The sequence below is a fragment of the Vibrio sp. genome (assembly GCF_047973365.1).
Lineage (GTDB): Bacteria > Pseudomonadota > Gammaproteobacteria > Enterobacterales > Vibrionaceae > Vibrio.
In genome coordinates this window covers 1-22,310 of the sequence record NZ_JBKEBW010000089.1, presented here as the reverse complement: position 1 = coordinate 22,310, position 22,310 = coordinate 1, and the positions used below count along the sequence as shown (strand labels likewise).

The following is a 22,310-nucleotide window of genomic DNA, read 5'->3' as shown; positions in this document are numbered from 1 at the left end:
TGGCGCAGAAACCTTGCGTCATTTCATCATTTGTAATTAGAGTGTTCTACACACTGAATTAATTAACAATCCGTTGTGCTGGCCACAACAACTGCTTTAGCTGCTTTATCTACATCAGCACCTGTTGCCTGAGAGTAAGTTACATAACACTTTGTGTTCTTAATAGCGTCAGCAGTAAGAGGAGTGGTCAAAGAATTAGAAGGGAAAGTGACAAACAATGTCGTTGTACTTACTTCATCAACTGTATCTGTAGCAGCAGCACTCACCCAATCAGAGTTCAAACCTACTACTGCTTTACCAATACCATTTGTTGCATCTGCCGTTGGGTAACCGTAGATAGTATTAATTTGATCAACAGGAGTTTCCGATGCTGAATTTTCAACACCTTCAATCGCCGCTTTACCATAAACAATACCAGCAGCGCCATCCATTGCACCTTTCAAACCTTGCAGTGCTGACACGCGAGCATCACCTTGTAGGTTTAAAAAACGCGGTGCAGCGGTGACGGCAAGGATGCCCAGAATGACGATGACCACGACCAATTCGATAAGGGTAAAACCACCTTGTCTTTTCATGAATTTTCTCTCTTACTAAATAGACTAAAGATTAATTAAAATTGACCGCTACCCGGCCGGTTGTAATGTCATACACAAACTGATGGGCAGTGCTCTTCTCTTGTTGAATATAGAGACAACTATTATCACTAGCTTGTGCGGAATACTGAACGGAACTATCGCTATTGGCTTCACTGACCGTAGCCACTTTCGGCGAACTATGCAGCAGGTTTTCCATTAAATCAATACACGACTGATCGCTGATTGCATCAGGAAACATTTCGCCTTTCAGTGCAATCGGAAAACCATCACGAAAGCCCGTATTACTGCCTGAACTATTAGTGGCTCGTGTTAACCAAAACTCGACCCCATCGTAGTTCACGGCATTATATTTTTCCCCCCCTATGGTCACGCTAGGGCGATTCCCTGCTTCCCACTGGGTACGAGCCGCCATCACACCAGAGGAAAAACCGCTGGCAATACCTTGAATACTCGCCTGTTTTGCATCATCAATTGTGCTAACAAACCTAGGCAAAGCAGTGACTGCAAGTAAAGCAATAATGACAATCACCATCACCAGTTCAAGTAACGAGAAACCCGACAGCGTTTTTTTCATTCCAGTACTTTTTTCATTCCAATATTTTTCTCATCCCCGTGCTGTGGTGATTATAATCTCACATACGGAATAATATATGAGTTACGTCAAACTACCAGTAAAATCAATGAATTGATGAGCTGTTTTCCTCATCATCATTAACCTTTCATTGCATCCATCATATTCCACATCGGCAGGAAAATACCCAACGCAAGAATCAGCACCATACCCGCCACAATCACCAACAAAATCGGTTCAATGCGCGCGGTTAAGGTTTTTAAATCGTAATCCACTTCTCTGTCATAAAAATCAGAGACTTCTAATAACAATTCGTCAATGCGCCCGGTCTCTTCCCCCACAGAGATCATCTGAATCACCAGCGGGGTAAAAATATCCGCATTGATCGCCGTGGATGACACACTGCTGCCCGCTTCAATTGCCGCTTTCATCTCCATCAGACGAGCTTCTAGGAATTTATTATCTAAAGCCTCGGCTGACAATGCCAAAGATTGATTTAGCGGAACCCCTGAATGCAACATCAGAGAAAACGTACGTGAAAAGCGCGATAACTGCGCACGATTGACGATTCCGCCAACAATCGGCATACGCAAACGAAATTTATCCCAGCGCTCTCTTCCTTTCGAGGTTCCCAACCAAGAGCGAAAAGCGAAAAATGCCGCCACCATCGCCACTAGCATCAGCAACCAATAGTTAACAAAGAAGTTGGACATGCCGATCAAAATCCGCGTCGGCAAAGGCAAATCGACACCAAAGCGGTTAAACATGGTGGCAAATTGCGGTATCACCTTAACGTTCAAAATAAACATCGCCAGCACAATAAAGCCAATCACAAAGGTGGGGTAACGCATCGCGGTTTTAATTCGCTTACGGGTTTCCACTTCCTGTTCGTAGTAATTCGCTAATTGCAGCAGTGCTTGATCGAGTCGACCAGTGTTTTCGCCGACATGCACCATAGAGACAAACAATGAGCTAAATACTTTGGTATGCAACTGCATTGCCGACGATAAACTGCGACCATTGGTCACTTCGTTACAAATCTGCTCTAACGCCTCTTTCAACTGTTTGTTTTCACAGTTCTGCGCCAATCCGCGCATCGAACGCAGTAAAGGAACGCCCGCCTTGACCAGGCTGTATAACTGGCGACAAAAAATCACCAACACTTCCAGCGGCACAACCGGAGCAAACAGCTCTTTCCAGTCAATGGTGGCAGCACCAACGCCGGATTTTCCCTCACGAATGGCCGTAGGAATAATGCCTTTATTGATCAGCGTTTCAGCAGCTATGTCTTCATTGGGCGCTTCTAAGCTGCCTTTGGTTACACTGCCATCCAGATTACGCCCTTGGTACTGATAGGTCGCCATGCTCTATACCTTACAGATAAATCGGCTCAACTGCGGCGATGGCATCCCCTTCGCCAAGCGCCATCACTTCGTCAAAACTCACTATCCCTTTTATCGCCAGCTCCATCGCTGATGCGAGTAATGGTTTATAGTTTTCTGAAGCACGAGCGGCCGCAGCAAAACCAATCGCATCATCAGAGCGCAATGCATCCATCATGTGATGTTCCAACTCTAGCATTTCAAACACCCCAATTCGCCCTCGGTAACCGGTCAGGTTACAGTTTTGACAACCGCGACCTCGTACAAATGGTGTGTCGACCTGATTGGGGAATCGAACGGTCAGCCATTGCTTCTTCGCTTCATCCAGTTCGTCGTGCGTCTTACAATCCGGGCACACTTTACGCACCAAGCGCTGAGCGATAACGGCACGCACCGCACTGGCAACGAGATAGCCGGGAGCGCCCATATCAATCAAACGCAAAGCGGTTTCTACGGCATCATTGGTGTGTAACGTACTGAGCACTAAGTGGCCAGTGAGTGCCGCCCTTAGCCCAATCTCAACCGTCTCTTGGTCACGCATCTCACCAATCAGGATGATATCCGGGTCCTGACGCAAGAAAGTTCTTAGCAGGGTTGAAAAATCCAACCCAATGCGCGAGTTAACCTGCACCTGCTGAATGCGCGATAAACGATATTCCACCGGATCTTCCGCGGTGATGATCTTTTTGCCGACTTCATTCAGTTCATTCAACGCGCCGTATAACGTCGTGGTTTTACCAGAGCCTGTCGGACCGGTGACAAGAATCATACCATGTGGGCGCTTAAGTTGGCTGCGCAAGCGCTGCAACAGTTCGTCAGGAATGCCTGATTTATTTAACTCGCGAATGCCTGCCGACTGATTCAGCAGTCGCATTACTACGGATTCGCCATACTGCACCGGCATGGTCGACATACGAATATCCACCGACTGCCCTTTAGCGCGAATGTTAAAGCGACCATCCTGCGGTAAGCGTTTCTCGGAAATATCAAGGTTTGCCATCAGTTTCAAACGAGAAACCAGTGCCGATGATATTCCCACTTCGTTAAGAATCGTTTCGTGCAGAATGCCGTCCACACGTTGACGAATACGCAATAATTTAGAATCCGGCTCGATATGAATATCCGAGGCACCGACCTGAATCGCGTCTTCAAACAGTGAGTTGATCAGCTTAACCACCGTCACTTCTTCACTGTCGTCATTGGCGATATCAAAATCAAAGGCTTCGGCGACCTGGTGCTCGGCTTGCAGTTGTTCAGCAAACGAGGCAATTTCTTTGGTGCGACGGTAATAACGGTCAAAGCCATCCACCAGTTGTTTCTCTGCGGCAATCACAAATTCAAAGCTGTATTGAGGCAGTTGGTTGAGTAAGGATTCCTGAGCAAATAAGTCCGCCGGATCACTCATCGCAATGCGTAATGTATCTCCGCTGCGACCAATTACTAACGCACGCAGACGACGAGCATGCACTTCCGACAGCAGTTGTACCGCATCAATATCGACCGTTGCCCGGCTAAGATCGATAAGTGGAATCGCCAGTTGCTGAGACAAAAAGCTCAACATTTGCTGTTCAGATAAGAAACCTAACTCAATCAGGGTATCGCCTAACTTACGACCGGTATTTTTCTGCGCAGCAAGCGCCTGACCTATTTGTTCGTCGGTAACAATGCCTTCTTCGACCAGCAAGTCACCCAGTCGTTTTCTTAACTTAATTTGCATTGCTACTCTCCTCCAGGTGATTCAGCACGTCGAGACGGTTACGAATAAAGGTTTGCGACTGAATCGACACCCCGACTTTTGTTAATGCATTCTGATACGAAGCCTTCGCCTCTTCTAACAAAAATGAGCGCTCTTGCTGAATGGCTAAACCAAGCCACCAGCGACCATTGTTGGTCTCTTTTTCTGTGAGTTTTTGATAACTTTCCAGCGCAATTTCATTCTGTTTTACTTTTTGCGCCACTGCCGCACGTAGTGAGAGATATTCGACACTCACCTTAGCGGGTAAATACGCCAGTGGTGTCAGTGCCGCTTCGGTTTGCTGCTCTTTGATTAACAGTTTGGATAAAGCAATTCTTAGCGATTCACCCTCAGGGTTTAACTCAATTCCACGCTGCATCAGGTCAAACGCTTTACGGACTTCGCCTTTGCCGTAATACAAGGCCGCGAGCTTTTGACGCACCGATTCATTGTTCGGCGTGTAACGAAGCGCTTCACCGTAAGCACTGACCGCGGTTTGAAAATCATTGGAATCCATCGCCTTAGTCGCGCGCGAAATGGCTTTTTCTGCCAGTTTCTCTGCGCTCATATCAACTTGTTCAATCATCACAGTTTCTGCTGCAGGCTCAGCGCGGTTGGCAGCAACAGAACGCTGTGGCTGAGAAGAGGCGTTACTGGCTAACTGCATTTCTTGTTGATGAACGGCTTGTTGACGGATTGCTTCTTCATGGACTGACTGCTGATGGACTGGCAGCTGATGGACTGGCGGCTTACTCGTAGAGCGCGCTTTATTTGTCACCACAGTTGGAGGCGATACTTTTGCTGATTTCGCAGGGTCATCGATCTGTGTCACTTCTGTTACTTCAGAAGACGAGAGCAACGGCTTTTCTATCGGTGTCGAACGGTACACCACCACATCGGCTTGACTCTCTTTTTGTGTCGGTGATGGAACAACAACCGAGGGTTCAACCAATACCTTAACTGGCATTGGCTGCTCAACGAACTGACCGGTCGCTTGAGTGGCTTGAACTTGCGTTTCCTGCTGAGATACTGCCCAGCCACCAACCGCTAAACTCAAACCAAACCCCGCAATTATCCACACCCAAACCGGGCGCGTTTTCATTGGCTCAACCTGTGCTTTTTCTATCGACGCAAGTGATGCTCTCGGCTCAAGTGATGACTGCTGCTTCTCGGCAAGTTGAGATAACGCTTTGTTCATAACACTCATCAATGGCTCCATCCCCAGATAACTGGAGTTTTGTGTTTGGGTTTACAAGTATCGTAGGTATCGTGTATTGCGCTATATAAGTGCTGGTTTTTCACCTGCATTGCCTGCTCGTAAAATGCGAGTAACAAGGCTTTGTGGCACACCTGATTAATCAGGCGCGGCGTGCCATGACACGCTTTCCAAATCGCTTTTTTCTGCTTTAGGCTAAACAGTTGCCCTTGATGACCGGATTTGGCAAGGCGGTTGTCAATATAAGCCACAGTTTCAGCCATATCTAACGCTCTTAACTTAGCATTAAATGTGATGCGTTGACGAAACTGCCTTAAATGGTATTGCTCAAGCCTTTTATCCAACTCTGGCTGACCGATCAATACCAGTTGTAATAGCTTACGGTGCTCGGTTTCCAAATTACCGAACAATCGCAGCACTTCCAATGCTTCATCTGAAAGAGCCTGCGCTTCATCCAACAGTGCAACGACTCGTTTACCACTACGATGATGTTCAATCAGGCGCGCCTGAATCGCTTCCACCAATCCGACTCGGCTGCAATCGCTGATATTGAGCTCAGTAGCGATGGCAATACGTAACTCATTACCGCTTAACGCAGGATTGGGCAGATAAATCAGTTGTACATAGTCTTTCAAGTGTGCCAACAACATGCGACACACCATGGTTTTTCCGGTGCCCACTTCACCGGTCACTTTGATCACCCCTTCGCCCATCTGCAACGCAGCACTCACGGTCTGAATTGCTTCGTAATGAGGGGCCAGCCCCAGAAACAAAGCAGTATCAGGCGTCAAATGAAAAGGAGGTTTACTAAAACCAAAGTGCTGCAAATACATAAAGCTTACTGCGGATCAGGGAACCATTCCTGCAACAAATCACGTGAACGCTCCAGCTCTTTTTGCCAAGTATTCACACCAACCACGGTTGGTTTTAGCAAGATGACCAATTCTGTTTTCTGCGTCACTTGAGATGTGTTACGGAATGCATGACCTAATCCTGGAATATCGCCTAAAAATGGCACTTTTGATGTTTGGTTGAGAATATTGGTTTTCATCAAACCACCGATAACAACAACATCACCATCTTTAGCACGAATAACCGAATCGGATTCACGGATAGAGCTTTTCGCCAGTGGCAGAGAAATCACTTTATCGTTGTAAGTAATGCTTTTCGTTTGTTGTTCAACTTCAATCACCGCCGGATGCACATGCAATAACACATGACCTTTGTCATCAATTTGCGGAGTGACATCGAGCGAGATGCCAGAGAAGAATGGCGTTAGTTCTACGTCCGGTGACGCTTCTGAGTTATCGCCACTACCCACTACACTCGATAGATCGGTAACGTAATACTCGTCCGTACCCACTTTAATCACCGCTTTTTGGTTATTCGCCGCGGTAACGCGAGGGCTTGATAGCACGTTTAAATCACCTTGCGTGGACATAAAGCTGAGAACCGATTCAAAGCTGCCGCTCGACATAACAATGTTTGTTTGCCCACCAAGTAAAGTACCAATCGTATCTAAACCCGGTAAGGTTGAGATAGCCGAAGTATCACCGACGCCAATTTGATAACTGGTTCCATTCGAGGTGAACATTTTGTTCCAGTTGATGCCCTGTTGGTAACCATCGTTCAATGTGACTTCAAGGATCTTCGCTTCCATGATCACCTGACGGTGCATACGCTGTTGCGAAACTCCCAAGAAACGGCGAACTTCGCGAATTTCGTCCGGATAGGCGCGCACAGTGATAACACTTGCCTGCGGGGTCACAACCACACTCTGACCGCTTCCTGAGCCGACTAACTGAGTAACTGCGGTTTGAAGCTGCGGCCAGAAATCGCTCTCGCTGATGGTTTCTATCTCAGTACCACCCGCCTTAGCTGAATTATCGCTGCTGCTTGAGCTACTGGAACTACTCGAACTGTTGGAACTGCTCGAAGAGCTATCATCTGAGTCTGAATCCGCAGTGGTCAGAGTGCCGGTAGTAATACTCGTTAGTGAGCGACCACTGCGCTTAAACTGCAGGTAATCAACAGGAATTGTTACAGTACGCAAGCCCGCAGGATAGACTTGAATAACCTTGCCAACTTTCTCAATCTGATAACCGTAAAGATCACGAACCACTTCTAACACTTCGTCCAATGTGACTTCAGATAAATTGACGGTAATTTTGCCGTCTACCGACGGATGCAGCGCAACACTGTATTCAGTGCCTTTCACCAGACTGGCAAAAAATGCTTTCGCTTGAACATCATTCGCCTGAATGCGAAAACGTTTTAGGTTTTGCTCTGGTGTGGTCACCACGCTATCCATATCCGGCATAAGGTCAGCCTCTACCGATGGCGGTAGATTATCCAGATTACGGCTATTCGCTTCATTGATAGACTGATTCAGCGATTGTTTGGCTTCCTCTGGGTCACGATGTCCCATAGAGCAACCCACTAAACTCACCATCACTGCGCCGATGATCATATTACGCATACGAATTCTTAACCTTATTTCTTTATGTCCAGAGAGAACAGCTTGAGTGTCCAACGTTTTTGACCTTGTTTCAGCTCAACTTGCGACGACGTGACATGAGTAACTTGATAACCAGAGACACTTTCGCCTTTATCGACCACCTTATCATTGAGAATGGCATAGCATTGATTATCGTCTTTACAAACAATGCTTTGTAGCTCAGGAACCGGTACCGTTTTTTTGGTTTTTCTCACTTGTTCTGTTTTCATCCAACCTAATGGTGCAGTTGGATCTTGTTCTTGGTTCGCCGAGGCGGAAACCGCAACGGCAGCAAGTATCATTAACCACCATGCCTTATTTGGCGCCGATATCTTAACCACCAATAAATTCCTCACGAGTTCCAAGCGTATAAACTTCCAATATCAATTTAGCGTTTGGATAAGTTTCAACTTGATACTGAAAGCTGCGCCAATAATATTTCACCGGTAAGTTTTCTAGCGCGTGCAGATAATCTCTAATCGCCCAATAAGTGCCAGTCAGCTCCATCCGAACCGGGTGTAGGAAATATTGCCCATTGTCTGTTGTCTCATTTGTGGTACTAGTCACATTTTTACTATTCGTCTCATTTGTAGTGCTAACCGAATTTTTGCTATTCGTCTCATTTGTGCTGCTAGTTACGGAATTAATCGGTGTTGCGGCCAACGAAGTCAGGCTCACCACTTTTAATTTGGCACTTTTGTCGAGCACGCTCTGTAACAGCTCGGCCATTTGCGAGGGCGAAACCAGATTGCTCATTAACGCCGACAACTGTTGCGAAAGCTCCTGACTTTGTGCCTGCAATTTCGCCAGTTGCTGATTGACTTCCGCATCGGGATCTTTGGCTAACTCACGCTGCAGCACGATCACTTCACTTTGCATCCGTTGATTGGTCGACTGCTGCGCGAGAAGTTTTTGCTGCCCCTCTTTATGCTGCTTTAGCAGCGGATCGATCAGCAAGGTTTGCATGATCAGCATTAATGCAACCACAGAACTCACGACGATCAGCCACTTCTCACGAGGCGCTCTGGCGGCGAACAGTTGACTCCACTGGCTCCAACGTTGCTTCATTTTTTCTCCGCTCCTCGTTTGGATTTCAGCTCAAAGGTGACAATATCTTGCTCATCACGACCAATGGTCAGTTGTTCAAAGTTCCGTCCATTCAGGCTGACTTGATGTTTAAATTGAGCAATCCAGTTCGGGATCACCTGAGCATCACGCGCTATCCCTTTGACATCTAAAATCGCATCATTGATCACGATCTCCGTCAGACTAATATCGCGGCGGGAAAGTTTGGCTAAACCATCCATCACCCCGGAATAGCCGCTCTGTTGCGATATATCATAGCGGCTAATCGCTGCCAGTGAAGCTTGCTGCGAGGCAATTTCCTGTTGATAACGCTCAACTCGCGCCAATTTATCCGTGGAGAGCAGATGTTTGGCCTGCTGCTGTTTCAACTGTGCCAGTTGCGCCGTTAGTTGAGTATTACTCTGACTGCTTAGGTTCATCTGTTGTTGCAGTTCAATCGCCTGCCACTGAAACCAAGCAAACAAGCAGAGCATGATCACGGCTGCCGAGCCGCAAGCAGTAGCAAAAACCGTTAGGGTCAGTAGCTCTTTTTTCGGTTTCAGATGATCCTGATAAAAGTTGATCGCATTTTCCGATACCAAGTGCGCGTTACGCGCCAACACCTGACCTGAGACCAACACCTCATCGCCAACCACCAAAGGCGATACTTTGACACTCAGCCTTTCACTGAGCGCCTGCACAAGTTCCGCCTGATTCTCTTCATCACAACAGACTTTTAACTGATGAAGAGAGGTGCTTTTAAACTGAGAAGACAGATAGTCAATGGAACGTTGTAGCTCAAGAGCCAAACCATCCAATTGTAGTGCTGCGCTGGCAACACCAGTAATAGGTGCCACCACGCCACGCAGTGTGCGCTGGAAAATACAACGCTGGTTGACAAAGGCATCCAGCTTAAAATGGCTGCCTTTGCTGCGCTGCACTAGCAAATAGTTTTTTAGCTCGCCGTCGTATCGCCCCCACACTTCTTGTTCCGGCACTACGGCTTCGAGCTGGCAACCGATGCTTTCTAACAATTTCGCGGTTTCGAGCACCAATTTTTTATTAATCACATACGCTTGAGCTTTGTTACCACTTTCCAACGGATAAGCATCAGCAATCACATCAGCGGCTTTTTCGGTGATGAGATCTTTGAGTAAAAAGGGCAGAGCATTAGGCCATTCTGATTCAGGAATAGCTGGCTTATCAATTTGATAACTTTGACAGAGCTGGGCGTGCAGCACCACATGAACACTCAGTCCTTTCACACCCGCAGTAAGAAGCGCATTCACTAAGGCTTGTGACCAGCTGTGATTGCTCAACGGATAATGCTCAGGTAAGGCAATCGATTCTGCTGATGAGAAATAAATCGCATCAGGTTGAATCACGGCATAGACAGCCAGTTGCTTCGATTTTTTTCTGCCAAGCCGCTTTAATAATGCATCAATCTTCATTTATCACTACTTTGTACGCCATCGGTTTCGTTTACCGGGCTTAATTTGACGTTCCGTCACGGGTAATTTATTCGGATTCAGTGGTTGCTCAATTTCAAATAAGCGCCCCTGAACACCATCGACACCAAAATTTTGTAACACCTGCAACTCAGACTGAGTTTCAACACCCACAGCAATAACCTGCGTTTGTGTACCCTTACATACCCCCAAAAGGCTGCGCACAATCAACTGATTCTCGTGTCTTTGATCGATTTGCTTAATCAAACTTCGATGCAGCTTAAGATAGTTGATTTTTAAATCTTTAATATAGTGAGTTGCTACAATTGTCCGACCAGCTTGCCCAACCACTAACTGACAGCCAAGTGCTGAGATAGTCCGCAATATCGGACGCATATAATCCAGATGCTGCACTAAGTGTCCTTCGGTAAATTCAAAAGACAACTGACCACGCTGACCGAAGGTTAATTGCATTAACTCATTACGGAACCAGCGAAAATACTGTTTGTCAGCAAAAGGAAGCACATACAGGTTGATGGATAAAGGCGACGCATTCGTGGAAGACTTTATCAATTGCAAAGTTCTTCTTATCACCGCTTTATCTAAGACAGCTTGATACCCCACTGTCTCTATAGCAGAACTGAATCGAGATGCTTTAAGCACCCCTTTATCAGGGTCGTTAATTCTAGCGAACAATTCGTTATGCAATAATTCTAAGTTATTCGCCGAATTGGACAAATAACACGCCTGTCGGAATAGGATGATATTGTCATCAATAAGCGCCTTATCAAACAAGGTACGCCAGCGAACACTGCCTCTATCATCAGAAACCGCCGCCTTTTCAAACCGGTTCCAGGCATTCACTCTCTGTAACTGAGCACCCTTTAATGCAGTTTCTGTCTCATCAATAATTCGACCTCTGCGCTCGCCTTCCTTATACATACTGACACCAATATGGAACCAGTTGTGTTGATCCAAAGGCGTTGGCGGCGTTAACCGCTCAATCAGTTTCAGGCATTGTGTAGCAACATGAGAAACATCTTTATCGGCCTGATGAGGCATAAACAGAGCAAATACCGCATCATAATAACGGGATAAGATAACATCTGGATAGCGGGAGATCACGTTTGATATACACTGTCCAACTTCAACAACAAAATCGTCAATCAGCCGTTTTTCATTCTCTTCTTTGGCTAAATCAATGTCATCAATACGCAGCATCAACACGCCACCTTGCGCACCGCTTTCCTGCAGCGCAGACTCAAGCTTGCTATCAAACAGAACTCGGTTTGCTGTCCCTGTGAGCTGATCCAAAAATGTTTGTGTGCGGATAAAGGTATCAAATCGGCTGCGCTCTTGACGCGCGTCTTGCAACTCTTCGATCAATACATCCAACGCTTCACTGGCGGTATAAGGCCACTCTCTTTCATCACCTTTTGCGTATTGCTCAACCCGGCCAGCCAATATCATTCGACCTCGCTCTTCAAGCAGTTCTGAGCCCAAAAGTTGCGAACGAAGCCATTTAACACTTTGTATCAGACAAAAAACAATCAATAACACCGCAAGAGTTATCGACCACATAGCACCGATAGAATAGCTAAAGCCTACATATGGTGGGATAACTTTGAAATGAACGGAATAGCCTTGAATACGTGGCAAGGGGAATTCAGCTTGATATAAGCGTTCAGGTTCGATTTTAGAAGAGGTGTCTTTGAAGCGATAAATAATCCCCGCTTGCGAAGATAATTCCATTTCCACAATATTACTGGCTTGCAACATCTTAGGCATCCAACGCTGCATTGAATATGCAGCATCAGGATCTTCCATTTCTTTATCCACTACTTCAACAATACCTTGCATATAGTGATTAAGGTACTCTTGCCCTAGCCGCTGAAAAGATAAGGTTCCGCCAATAAACAGAATAAACATAGCACTGGTCACTATCAGTGTCACAAACACAACTAAGCGAGTACTAAGTTTGAGAGTTGGCGTGTAGCGCATAGAAATTGAATTCCTTTTCAATTTGTCGATGTGTGGCATTATCCACCGAACAAGGCTGCTCGCAAAAATTATGTCAACAGTGTGCTAAGTATATAAAAAAAGCCACAAAATTTGTGGCTTTTTTAAAATCTGGACTCTTAGAATGGAAGTGCACAATTTTTTGTATACTTTCATCTGTGTGTGGGATTTAGAATTAACGAGCAATAAAAACAATGAGATAAAAAATCAACACACAACAAAAATGCACCAAAAAACGCCAAACAGCATTAACAACAACTTCTTTGATTACTTTTCCACAAAGCACCATCTAACTATACACTTTATGAAAAACATAATTAATATCAGTTTGTTAAAAGCATAACTGTTTCACATTATTTCTGACGATTACTCGCCCTGATACTCCATTCCTCGTAAAGCATTCAATTGTGACTACTCACCGCCCTATCGGGCGATGCTTCTTATTTCGTTAACCAGCAGAAAAACAATTACGTTTTTCATCCACTCATTCGGGCTATTTAGCTTTCCATAAAGTGGAAGTTTCCCACCCATCAAGAAATCCCATATCCTTAGAAGTAACAACATCTGGAGCTTGATCTATTAATGACACTAAGCGTTCTGTTAAACCATTTGAGATTGAAACTTGATCTGATAAATGTTTGATCACACATAATCGGCTGTATAGCGTATTTTTTCGCTCCATATGCACTTTCAGATCTTTTGTATCTTTAGGCATGAAAACCTGAAAACTCCGATTCCAAACTCGATTATGGTGTGCACATAGATTTCGAAGGTGTGACAGGCAATGAAACCAAGACCCCATAACTTCTGGACTTTTAATATCAAATTGCTTGGCTACTGCTTTTTGGTCTGACAAAAACAAATCCGCATAAAGGCGTGACCATGTACCGAAAGTCAGAACTTCAGTTATCATCCAAGATGGAGGTAACGCAGGCGACTGATAATGATCATAGTAATGAGAGATGAATAGTTCTTTCGCATCCTTGATACGGGCATGAAAACCATCGTATTCAAATGTTGGACTCATTATGGCTAAATTCATAAACCAATGTGAACCATGATTATTTGCCATGTGCTCACTTAGACAAGTTCGCAGCCCTACTTCAACTTTCTGAATTTCCTCAATAATGAGCAAACGGACTTTACGGTCAAACTCATAAAGAGAAAGTATATCGTCAAAAGTAGTTCCCTCAATAAATGTCTTAGGCGATACAGGTCGAGGTTTTCGCTCTTGAGTCATTTGATAAAAAGGATAACAATATCCTCGAAGACGGAAATAACCGATAAACTTTAATGCATGTAAGGCGGAATTTTCGTCAGACACAACCAAACCTCTCTGCTGAAGCTTATCTAGCAAGGACAGAGGGGACATAGTAGGTTTAGTATAGTGCTGCTTATTTATGTCCGTGTTCTTAGACATTCACAATAACCATGTAAAAAAAAACCCGCCTATTTGCGCTATTCATAGAAAGAAGCGTGGCGGGTGTTGTTACCATAAAATTTACCACTGCTTCACGAATATGTCAATAACTCAGGCATATCAGTCCTACTTAGGTTCCACTTACGTTCAGTTACCACTCTCACCGAGCAGGTGCCAAAGTTGTTGGATATAACAACCTTCTAATCATAATTGTCATAAACTTTGGTAAGACTCCTAAACTATCGTGAGTCATAGATATCCCGAAACCCACTATGAACTATGATTCAACCAATCAGGTTTAACCTTATAGGACTTGCAATGACTGGCGCAAAGTAGATAGTTTCCCCGCCACCAGCCTTTTACCCGACATGCTGCACTCCCCTTCCTTTTTCAAGGTTCAAGCTTATTACTAAGCAAGGATAAGTCGGGCTCGCAATAGGCTTTCCAACAGCCTATACTTGTGATTATAAATAACCGTAAACGATTGATTTTCAAATAAAAACAGCACACCTAAAACGGGATATCGTCATCAAAATCCATTGGCGGCTCGTTGTATTGCGGCTGTGGAGCCTGTTGCGCTGCTGGTTGGTACGCTGGCTGGCTCTGTCTCGCAGGCTGTTGAGGCTGACCCCATCCACCTTGCGGTTGCTGAGACTGAGACTGCGGCTGCTGGCCTTGATTCATGCCACCGCCTTGTTGCTGACGAGAACCTAACAATTGTACTTCGCCATTAGGCCAACGAACGACAACCTCTGTGGTATAACGTTCCTGACCACTTTGATCTGTCCACTTACGAGTTTGCAGTTGACCATCAACATAAACTTGAGAACCTTTACGAGCATATTCGCCCACAAATTCTGCTGTTTTGCCAAATACTGCAACACGGTGCCACTCCGTTCTTTCACGTTGTTCACCAGTAGCTTTGTCTCGCCATGTTTCAGAGGTTGCAATAGTAATATTCGCCATTGCATCGCCACTCGGCATATAACGTACTTCAGGATCTCCGCCTAAGTTGCCGACCAAAATTACTTTATTCACGCCACGGGTTGCCATGATTTGCTCCGTCTATAAATCGTCTATATTTTGAAAAAATTTCAAACAGTCAGGTAGGATAACATGCTTTTTCCTGAGCTTAAATGACCGTTGAAATTGTTATCAGAAACTCATGCAAATTTCACTTCTAACTTGCTAATTTTCGGGATAAATCTTTCATTTATTAGATGATAAAAAACTCATTTACTTATTGAGTTGAAATCCCACGCAAAATTACTATCTCAATTCGCGCTACGATTTAATTTTAGGCATTGTTGAGGCATTTGACTGCATCCAGTTAAGGAATAATCCATGCCAAAATACAACTATGCCCGAACCATTTATCTTTTATGTATCGACGACTTATGCATCCCAGACTCACTGGATACAGCGTTAGATATGCTTGATCTGCCTGTACCTAAAATTTATCCAAAACAACTGATCGAAAATTATCAAAAGGACAAACATAAAATTTTGCTGATTGACTACCTTGATCATCATCTGATTCAACAAACGTTAAAACTATTCCAACGTACTAGCCCTCACTTTGAAACCATTCTATTTAATGTTGGAAAAAGATTGCACACCGAAGAAATACTCTCTTTTGGCAATTTAAAAGGGCTGTTTTATGAAAATGATTCCGCAGAGTGTATTTGCGAAGGGTTAGAAGAAATTATCAATGGGCAAAGCTGGCTTCCTCGTCAGGTTTCAAACCAACTGATTCATTATTATCGCCATCACTTTCATGAATACCATATCAAAGCGTCAATAGACTTAACCATACGCGAAGTTCAGATTCTTCGTTGCTTGCAAACAGGCGCCTCTAATATGCAGATGGCTGACAGCCTATTTATCAGCGAGCATACGGTGAAGTCTCATCTATATCAGATATTTAAAAAACTAGCGGTAAAAAACCGCGGGCAAGCTATCAGTTGGGCAAACCAAAATTTACTCTCATAAATGTGTCTTCCTGCACATTTTCATTTCCATGACATAGAATGTGCTGAATATCACGAAAATAACATGATAAAGTCTACAATAATTCTATGTTTGAACATGGCAAATTCGTTCAAAGACAATAAACCAAACCGTTTAACAGGGCTAAAAAATGATTAAAAAATGCCTTTTCCCGGCAGCAGGCTATGGTACTCGCTTTCTACCGGCAACTAAATCTATGCCAAAAGAGATGATGCCAATTGTAAACAAACCGCTAATTGAATATGGCGTTGAAGAAGCAATCCAAGCTGGAATGAACGGCATGTGCATTGTGACAGGTCGTGGCAAGCACTCGATCATGGATCACTTTGATATGAACTTTGAATTGGAACATCAGATTCAAGGCACCAACAAAGAAGACTTGTTGGTGGATATCCGCGACATTATTGAGACAGCAAACTTTACTTTTATTCGTCAACGCGAAATGAAAGGTTTAGGGCACGCAATTCTCACTGGCCGTGAACTGGTGGGTGATGAGCCGTTTGCGGTGGTATTAGCCGATGACCTTTGTGTAAACGAAGAAAAAGGCGTGCTGGCACAAATGGTGGCTTTATATAACCAGTTCCGTTGTTCCATTGTTGCTGTACAAGAAGTTCCGGCAGAAGAGACACACAAATACGGTGTTATCTCTGGCGAGATGATTAAAGACGATCTATTCCGTGTCGATGACATGGTTGAAAAACCAGAGCCTGGAACTGCGCCAAGCAACTTAGCGATTATTGGTCGCTACATCCTTACCCCTGATATCTTCGAGTTAATCGAACAAACTGAACCGGGGAAAGGCGGAGAAATCCAAATCACAGACGCACTGTTAAAACAGGCGCAATCAGGTTGTGTTCTGGCTTACAAGTTTAAAGGCAAGCGTTTTGACTGTGGTAGCGTAGAAGGCTACATCGAAGCAACTAACTACTGCTATGAAAATTTGTACAAGAAAAATGAGCAGCAAGTTTCTTTAGCAAAACATTCAACACGTAAGAGCTAATACCGAACACCACGGATGACAAACCCAATATCGTCTTGTGAATATCGTCATTCTTGCGAAGGCAAGAATCTAAATCCTAGCATTATGCACAAGAGCTAGATCCCGGATAAATGCTACGCATTTTCCAGGATGACGGTTATAAATTTAACACAGACCTTGTCAACAACCCCAAGAGCCACTTGATAGTGGCTCTTTTTATTTACTGTTTTTATATCCAGTATTTGTTGCACATTTCTCAAGCTATGTAATACTTGCTCGACTTAGCCTTTAACGAAGCCAAAGACAGAGCAAATCAAATGGATAAAATCGAAGTACGTGGTGCTCGTACCCATAACCTGAAAAATATCAATCTCACGATTCCTCGTGACAAACTGATTGTCATTACTGGCCTCTCTGGTTCAGGGAAATCGTCTTTAGCCTTTGATACCTTATACGCAGAAGGACAGAGACGTTATGTTGAATCTCTCTCTGCCTATGCTCGCCAGTTCTTATCTTTGATGGAAAAGCCAGATGTAGACCATATTGAAGGCTTATCACCCGCTATCTCTATTGAACAGAAATCAACATCTCACAACCCTCGTTCCACCGTGGGTACGATCACTGAAATCTACGACTATTTGCGTTTGTTGTTTGCCCGAGTCGGCGAGCCTCGCTGCCCTGAGCATAAAACACCACTGACTGCGCAGACCATCAGCCAAATGGTCGACAAAGTGCTTGAACTGCCCGAAGGCTCAAAGCTGATGTTGTTAGCGCCAATCGTCAAAGAGCGTAAAGGTGAACATGTTAAAACATTAGAAAACTTAGCCGCCCAAGGCTTTATTCGCGCCCGGGTTGACGGTGACATTTGCGATTTGACCGATCCACCGACCCTAGAACTGCATAAAAAACACACCATCGAAGTGGTGGTTGATCGTTTCAAAGTGCGCTCAGATTTGCAGCAACGTTTGGCAGAATCGTTTGAAACCGCTCTGGAACTTTCCGGCGGTAACGTGGTGGTTGCGCCAATGGATGATGAAGTCGGCGAAGAACAAATTTTCTCAGCAAACTTTGCTTGTCCGCACTGTGGCTACAGTATGCGAGAGCTTGAACCACGGTTGTTCTCATTTAACAACCCTGCCGGTGCCTGTCAGACTTGCGACGGTCTTGGCGTGCAGCAATATTTTGACCCTAGTCGTGTTATTCAAGACGAAAAATTGAGCCTCGCTGAAGGTGCTATTCGCGGTTGGGATCAGAAGAACTACTACTATTTCCAAATGCTCAGCTCGTTAGCGGCTCATTACGATTTTGACCTTCACACCCCATTCAACAAATTGGGTAAGAAACTGCAGGAGATCATCCTGCACGGCTCAGGTCGTACTGAAATTGAATTCAATTACATCAATGACCGCGGTGACATTCGAGTCAAACGTCATCCGTTCGAAGGTATATTAAATAATTTGGAACGCCGCTATCGCGATACTGAATCCAATTCCGTGCGCGAGGAGTTAGTTAAATACATTTCCAATAAGCCATGCGCTCACTGTGAAGGTACTCGCTTGCGCTTAGAAGCTCGTAACGTCTTCGTCAATAACACCGCGCTACCGCAAGTAGTGGAGCTTAGCATTGCGCAGGCGCTTGAGTTCTTCCAGTCGCTGAAACTTGAAGGTCAGAAAGCACAAATCGCCGAAAAAATTATGAAAGAGGTCAACGACCGTCTGCAATTTTTGGTCAACGTAGGCTTGAATTATTTGAATTTGTCGCGCAGTGCTGAAACCTTATCGGGTGGCGAAGCGCAGCGAATTCGCTTGGCGAGCCAAATCGGTGCAGGGCTAGTCGGCGTAATGTATGTACTTGATGAACCGTCAATTGGTCTCCACCAGCGAGATAACGAACGCCTGCTTAAAACGCTCGAACATCTGCGCGATTTGGGTAATACCGTACTGGTGGTAGAGCATGATGAAGATGCGATTCGTCTCGCTGACCATGTGATTGATATTGGTCCCGGCGCAGGTGTACACGGCGGCAATGTTGTGGCTGAAGGTAATGTCACCGATATCATCAACAACTCGAATTCACTCACGGGCCAATACCTGAGTGGTGTGAAAAAGATTGAAGTACCAAAACAGAGAACGGTCAAAGATGACAAAAAAACCGTAGATCTCATTGGTGCAACGGGTAATAACCTGAAAAATGTCGATTTATCGATTCCTGTGGGGCTGTTTACCTGCGTAACTGGTGTTTCTGGCTCCGGCAAGTCAACGCTGATCAATGATACTTTCTTCAACATCGCACACATAGCTTTAAATGGTGCCACAACTTCAACGCCAGCGCCGTACAAATCAATTAAAGGTCTCGAGCATTTCGATAAAGTCATTGATATTGACCAAAGCCCAATAGGCAGAACGCCACGTTCCAACCCGGCAACCTATACGGGCATTTTTACCCCCATTCGAGAGCTCTTTTCTGGAACTCAGGAATCTCGTTCGCGCGGCTACAAACCAGGGCGGTTTAGTTTTAACGTTCGAGGTGGTCGCTGTGAAGCGTGTCAGGGCGACGGCGTCATCAAAGTTGAAATGCACTTCTTACCGGATGTCTACGTTCCTTGTGACGTATGTAAAGGAAAACGCTACAACCGCGAAACCTTAGAAGTTCGTTATAAAGGCAAAACCATTGATGAAGTGCTCGAGATGACCATCGAAGATGCGCATGCGTTTTTTGAACCCGTTCCCGTCATCGCACGTAAACTGCAAACCCTAATGGACGTAGGTTTGTCATATATCCGCCTTGGGCAGTCTGCAACGACCTTATCTGGTGGTGAAGCGCAACGGGTCAAACTTTCGCGCGAACTTTCCAAACGTGATACAGGCAAAACGCTGTATATTTTGGATGAGCCAACCACAGGCCTGCACTTCCACGATATCCAGCAACTGTTAAATGTTCTGCATCGTCTGCGTGATCACGGCAATACCGTCGTGGTCATTGAACACAACCTTGATGTGATTAAAACCGCCGACTGGATCGTTGATTTAGGACCAGAAGGTGGTCAGGGTGGCGGTGAGATTATTGCTGAAGGTACACCTGAAGAAGTCGCAAACAGCAAAGTCTCCCATACCGCTCGCTTCTTAAAGCCCTTACTGAAATAGAAAATCGTATTGAAGTAGAAAACCGTGTTGAAATAGACAAGCCGTATTGAAATAGAAAGCGACGCTAAGCTAGAAAAGATATATCGAATCAGAAAAAAACGGTAAATTAGGGCTCTCAGCCCTAATTTATCTGCTCAGCGTAGTAGTTAATTCGTAAAGGACATTGAAACACTTATGGCGACCTTGCTGCTAAGCGGAACACAACTTGAGCCTCATACACCGAGTGTGCCTAAAAACAAACCTTTCCTCATGACGGTTAGCTTTGTCTATCTAATCGCAATGCACGTTTATATGCCCAATTTGGGTGGTGATGGATTATCGCTTCCTTTCAATGCCACCACTTGGATTGCGATTAGTTTTCCCATTGCCCTTGGTCTATATCAAATGGCCAGTTATCAACACCTAAGATATTCCAAACTGACGATTGGTCTTTGGCTATGTTGTGTGATCATGACGATGCCGTTGTTTTTTACTAACGCACAATGGCATAGCGAACTTAGCCGAATCATTGGCTTATGGGGTGGGTTTTCACTGTTCTTTGTTTTGCAGCAATTTCATTTCAGCAGTAAAAGTAAGCAAAAATTTCTTTTCTATATTGTATTCGCATCGCTCATTGAAGGACTATTTGGTCTTTATCAATACACGCTATTAAACGCAGAAAATATATTTAACTATGACACGGTGAGAAATTTGCCCTATGGCATTTTCCAGCACCCTGATGCGATGGCGAGTTTTCTTGCTACTGGCTTGGCTCTTTCTGGTTATCTGTTGGCACGCCAACCTAAAAAATATAATAAGAAGCTGAGTGAAGTGAGCCTGCTGTACATTACACCCGTCGTTTCCATTCCGATATTGTTAGTGCTGCACTCTTTGGTGGGTTGGATTTCATCCGCATTCGGTGTTTTGTTTATTCTGCCTTATTTGTATCGATTTTCTCCTCGTCAACGTTTTGTAAACTGGGTAACCGCTGTCGTTATAGGGTTCATGATTGGTTTAGTTGCGCTGAACTTCCAACACTATCAAGATAAGCAAACTGAACATTATATTTCATCGATTCCATACGGAAAAGTGCTTCCACAAGCTATCGACATGTTGATAGAAAAGCCGTTTACCGGTTATGGCTACGGGAAATTCGAAGCGAGTTATATGCTGTATACCGCTAGGCAACACCAGCTAAACCCTGGTTACCAAGCTGGAATTCCCTCAATGGAGCATCCACACAATGAAATTCTATTTTGGGGAATTGAAGGCGGTTTATTGCCGGTTTTAGGAATGATATTGGCGGCGAGTTTTGTGCTCGTTCGGATCTACTCCGCCAAAAAAGGCACTCGTCTCGCCATGTTTGCGTTGCTGCTACCGATCGTTATTCACTGCCTGGTTGATGCACCTTTTTACCAGTCGAGCATTCATTGGCTGACATTTATGATTTTACTGTTCTGGATCGATCAACGCGTGGCGAAATACAAGGTGTTTCGCTTTAGCAAGGCCAGTCGAACACTGCTTCGAATAGCGAGCTTTATTCTGCCTGTCATCACCTGTTTTTATATGGTAAGCGTACTGCACACTAACTACTATTTGACCAAATTTGAAACTTCCACACCAAAGCAATTGGCTATATTAAATAACATTATCAACCCGGTATTGATTAAAGACAGGGTTGATTGGGAGATGTACAGCACTTACTTAGACCTAGGGTTAAATGAGAAGAAAGCGCAATACATCCAACCCTATATCGATTGGTCTTTGCAGATTATCCAAACTAAACCAAGACCGGGATTGTATGAGAATCTGATCAAAGCATACCAAGCCATAGGCGATACCAGCAGAGCGGAGCAAACGAGAACTGAAGCGCTGTTTTTGTTTCCAGAATTAGATTTTAGCCATATCAATTACCCGCTTTTAATTGAAAGCGAAGCTGAAACAGAGGGTGATACAGAATAATAGAAGGTGGCTTATGCCTAATGTCTGTCAGTTAAGCTCAAAAAGACAGAGTTATCGTTCCCACGGTCCCCCGTGGGAATGCATACCAAAGCCAAAATAGGCAGTTAATCTGACTTTCTGTTAGTCAAATATGCATTCCCACGCAGAGTGAAGTGACCCCCAATAGTTGGACAACCAATTATTGGGGGTCTTTTATTTATGTCCAAATACAGTCGCGAGTTAAAGTTCAAAGTAGCTAAAAAGTATCTTGATGGCTCCACTCCTCGAGAGCTCGCTGAAAAATATTCT

Annotated in this window: 17 protein-coding genes; 4 read left to right on the top strand and 13 right to left on the bottom strand. The window is 44.7% G+C overall.

Features of this window, described 5'->3' with window-relative positions; genetic code table 11:
* Positions 1-62: 62 nt before the first annotated feature.
* From ACK5MF_RS11810 to ACK5MF_RS11750, 13 genes are all read right to left on the bottom strand, one after another.
* On the bottom strand, positions 63-575 hold the full coding sequence (locus tag ACK5MF_RS11810; protein ID WP_416922438.1) for a type II secretion system protein: 513 nt from the start codon (positions 573-575) through the stop codon (positions 63-65).
* A gap of 31 nt (positions 576-606) precedes the next feature.
* A complete protein-coding gene (locus tag ACK5MF_RS11805) occupies positions 607-1,170 on the bottom strand; it encodes a type II secretion system protein (protein ID WP_416922436.1) in 564 nt (187 codons plus the stop codon).
* Between the two features lie 137 nt (positions 1,171-1,307).
* Positions 1,308-2,531: a type II secretion system F family protein gene (locus ACK5MF_RS11800; RefSeq protein ID WP_416922434.1), complete on the bottom strand. Its 1,224-nt coding sequence runs from the start codon at positions 2,529-2,531 to the stop codon at positions 1,308-1,310.
* 10 nt (positions 2,532-2,541) lie between these two features.
* Positions 2,542-4,266 (bottom strand): GspE/PulE family protein, encoded by a 1,725-nt coding sequence (locus ACK5MF_RS11795; RefSeq protein WP_416922432.1) that lies wholly within the window; start codon positions 4,264-4,266, stop codon positions 2,542-2,544.
* Complete coding sequence (locus ACK5MF_RS11790; protein WP_416922430.1) at positions 4,256-5,491, bottom strand: tetratricopeptide repeat protein; 1,236 nt, start codon at positions 5,489-5,491, stop codon at positions 4,256-4,258. The genes ACK5MF_RS11795 and ACK5MF_RS11790 overlap by 11 nt, the downstream gene beginning before the upstream one ends.
* Positions 5,491-6,333, bottom strand: coding sequence for an ExeA family protein (locus tag ACK5MF_RS11785; RefSeq protein ID WP_416922428.1), 843 nt, complete (start codon positions 6,331-6,333; stop codon positions 5,491-5,493). The genes ACK5MF_RS11790 and ACK5MF_RS11785 overlap by 1 nt, the downstream gene beginning before the upstream one ends.
* A 5-nt stretch (positions 6,334-6,338) precedes the next feature.
* Positions 6,339-7,979 (bottom strand): pilus (MSHA type) biogenesis protein MshL, encoded by a 1,641-nt coding sequence (gene mshL, locus ACK5MF_RS11780; RefSeq protein WP_416922426.1) that lies wholly within the window; start codon positions 7,977-7,979, stop codon positions 6,339-6,341.
* 14 nt (positions 7,980-7,993) lie between these two features.
* Positions 7,994-8,338, bottom strand: coding sequence for an MSHA biogenesis protein MshK (locus ACK5MF_RS11775; RefSeq protein WP_416922424.1), 345 nt, complete (start codon positions 8,336-8,338; stop codon positions 7,994-7,996).
* Positions 8,331-9,065, bottom strand: coding sequence for a type II secretion system protein GspM (gene gspM / locus ACK5MF_RS11770; protein WP_416922422.1), 735 nt, complete (start codon positions 9,063-9,065; stop codon positions 8,331-8,333). Before gspM ends, ACK5MF_RS11775 begins: the two co-directional genes overlap by 8 nt.
* A complete protein-coding gene (locus ACK5MF_RS11765; protein ID WP_416922421.1) occupies positions 9,062-10,513 on the bottom strand; it encodes an MSHA biogenesis protein MshI in 1,452 nt (483 codons plus the stop codon). Before ACK5MF_RS11765 ends, gspM begins: the two co-directional genes overlap by 4 nt.
* 6 nt (positions 10,514-10,519) lie before the next feature.
* Complete coding sequence (gene csrD / locus ACK5MF_RS11760; protein ID WP_416922419.1) at positions 10,520-12,511, bottom strand: RNase E specificity factor CsrD; 1,992 nt, start codon at positions 12,509-12,511, stop codon at positions 10,520-10,522.
* A gap of 511 nt (positions 12,512-13,022) precedes the next feature.
* Positions 13,023-13,853: an Abi family protein gene (locus tag ACK5MF_RS11755; RefSeq protein WP_416922417.1), complete on the bottom strand. Its 831-nt coding sequence runs from the start codon at positions 13,851-13,853 to the stop codon at positions 13,023-13,025.
* Between the two features lie 606 nt (positions 13,854-14,459).
* The gene (locus tag ACK5MF_RS11750; protein ID WP_416922415.1) at positions 14,460-15,002 is read right to left on the bottom strand and encodes a single-stranded DNA-binding protein; all 543 of its coding nucleotides are present in this window, start codon (positions 15,000-15,002) and stop codon (positions 14,460-14,462) included.
* A gap of 291 nt (positions 15,003-15,293) precedes the next feature.
* On the opposite strand from ACK5MF_RS11750, the gene ACK5MF_RS11745 reads away from it, so the two are divergent.
* The 4 genes from ACK5MF_RS11745 to ACK5MF_RS11730 all read left to right on the top strand — a co-directional run bounded on the left by ACK5MF_RS11745 (position 15,294) and on the right by ACK5MF_RS11730 (position 22,022).
* On the top strand, positions 15,294-15,941 hold the full coding sequence (locus tag ACK5MF_RS11745) for a LuxR C-terminal-related transcriptional regulator (RefSeq protein ID WP_416922413.1): 648 nt from the start codon (positions 15,294-15,296) through the stop codon (positions 15,939-15,941).
* A gap of 148 nt (positions 15,942-16,089) precedes the next feature.
* Positions 16,090-16,959, top strand: a complete 870-nt coding sequence (galU, locus tag ACK5MF_RS11740) for a UTP--glucose-1-phosphate uridylyltransferase GalU (protein ID WP_416922412.1) — start codon at positions 16,090-16,092, stop codon at positions 16,957-16,959.
* A 296-nt stretch (positions 16,960-17,255) separates the two neighbouring features.
* Complete coding sequence (gene uvrA, locus ACK5MF_RS11735) at positions 17,256-20,081, top strand: excinuclease ABC subunit UvrA (RefSeq protein ID WP_416922410.1); 2,826 nt, start codon at positions 17,256-17,258, stop codon at positions 20,079-20,081.
* A 174-nt stretch (positions 20,082-20,255) separates the two neighbouring features.
* Complete coding sequence (locus ACK5MF_RS11730) at positions 20,256-22,022, top strand: PglL family O-oligosaccharyltransferase (protein WP_416922408.1); 1,767 nt, start codon at positions 20,256-20,258, stop codon at positions 22,020-22,022.
* Positions 22,023-22,310: the final 288 nt, after the last annotated feature.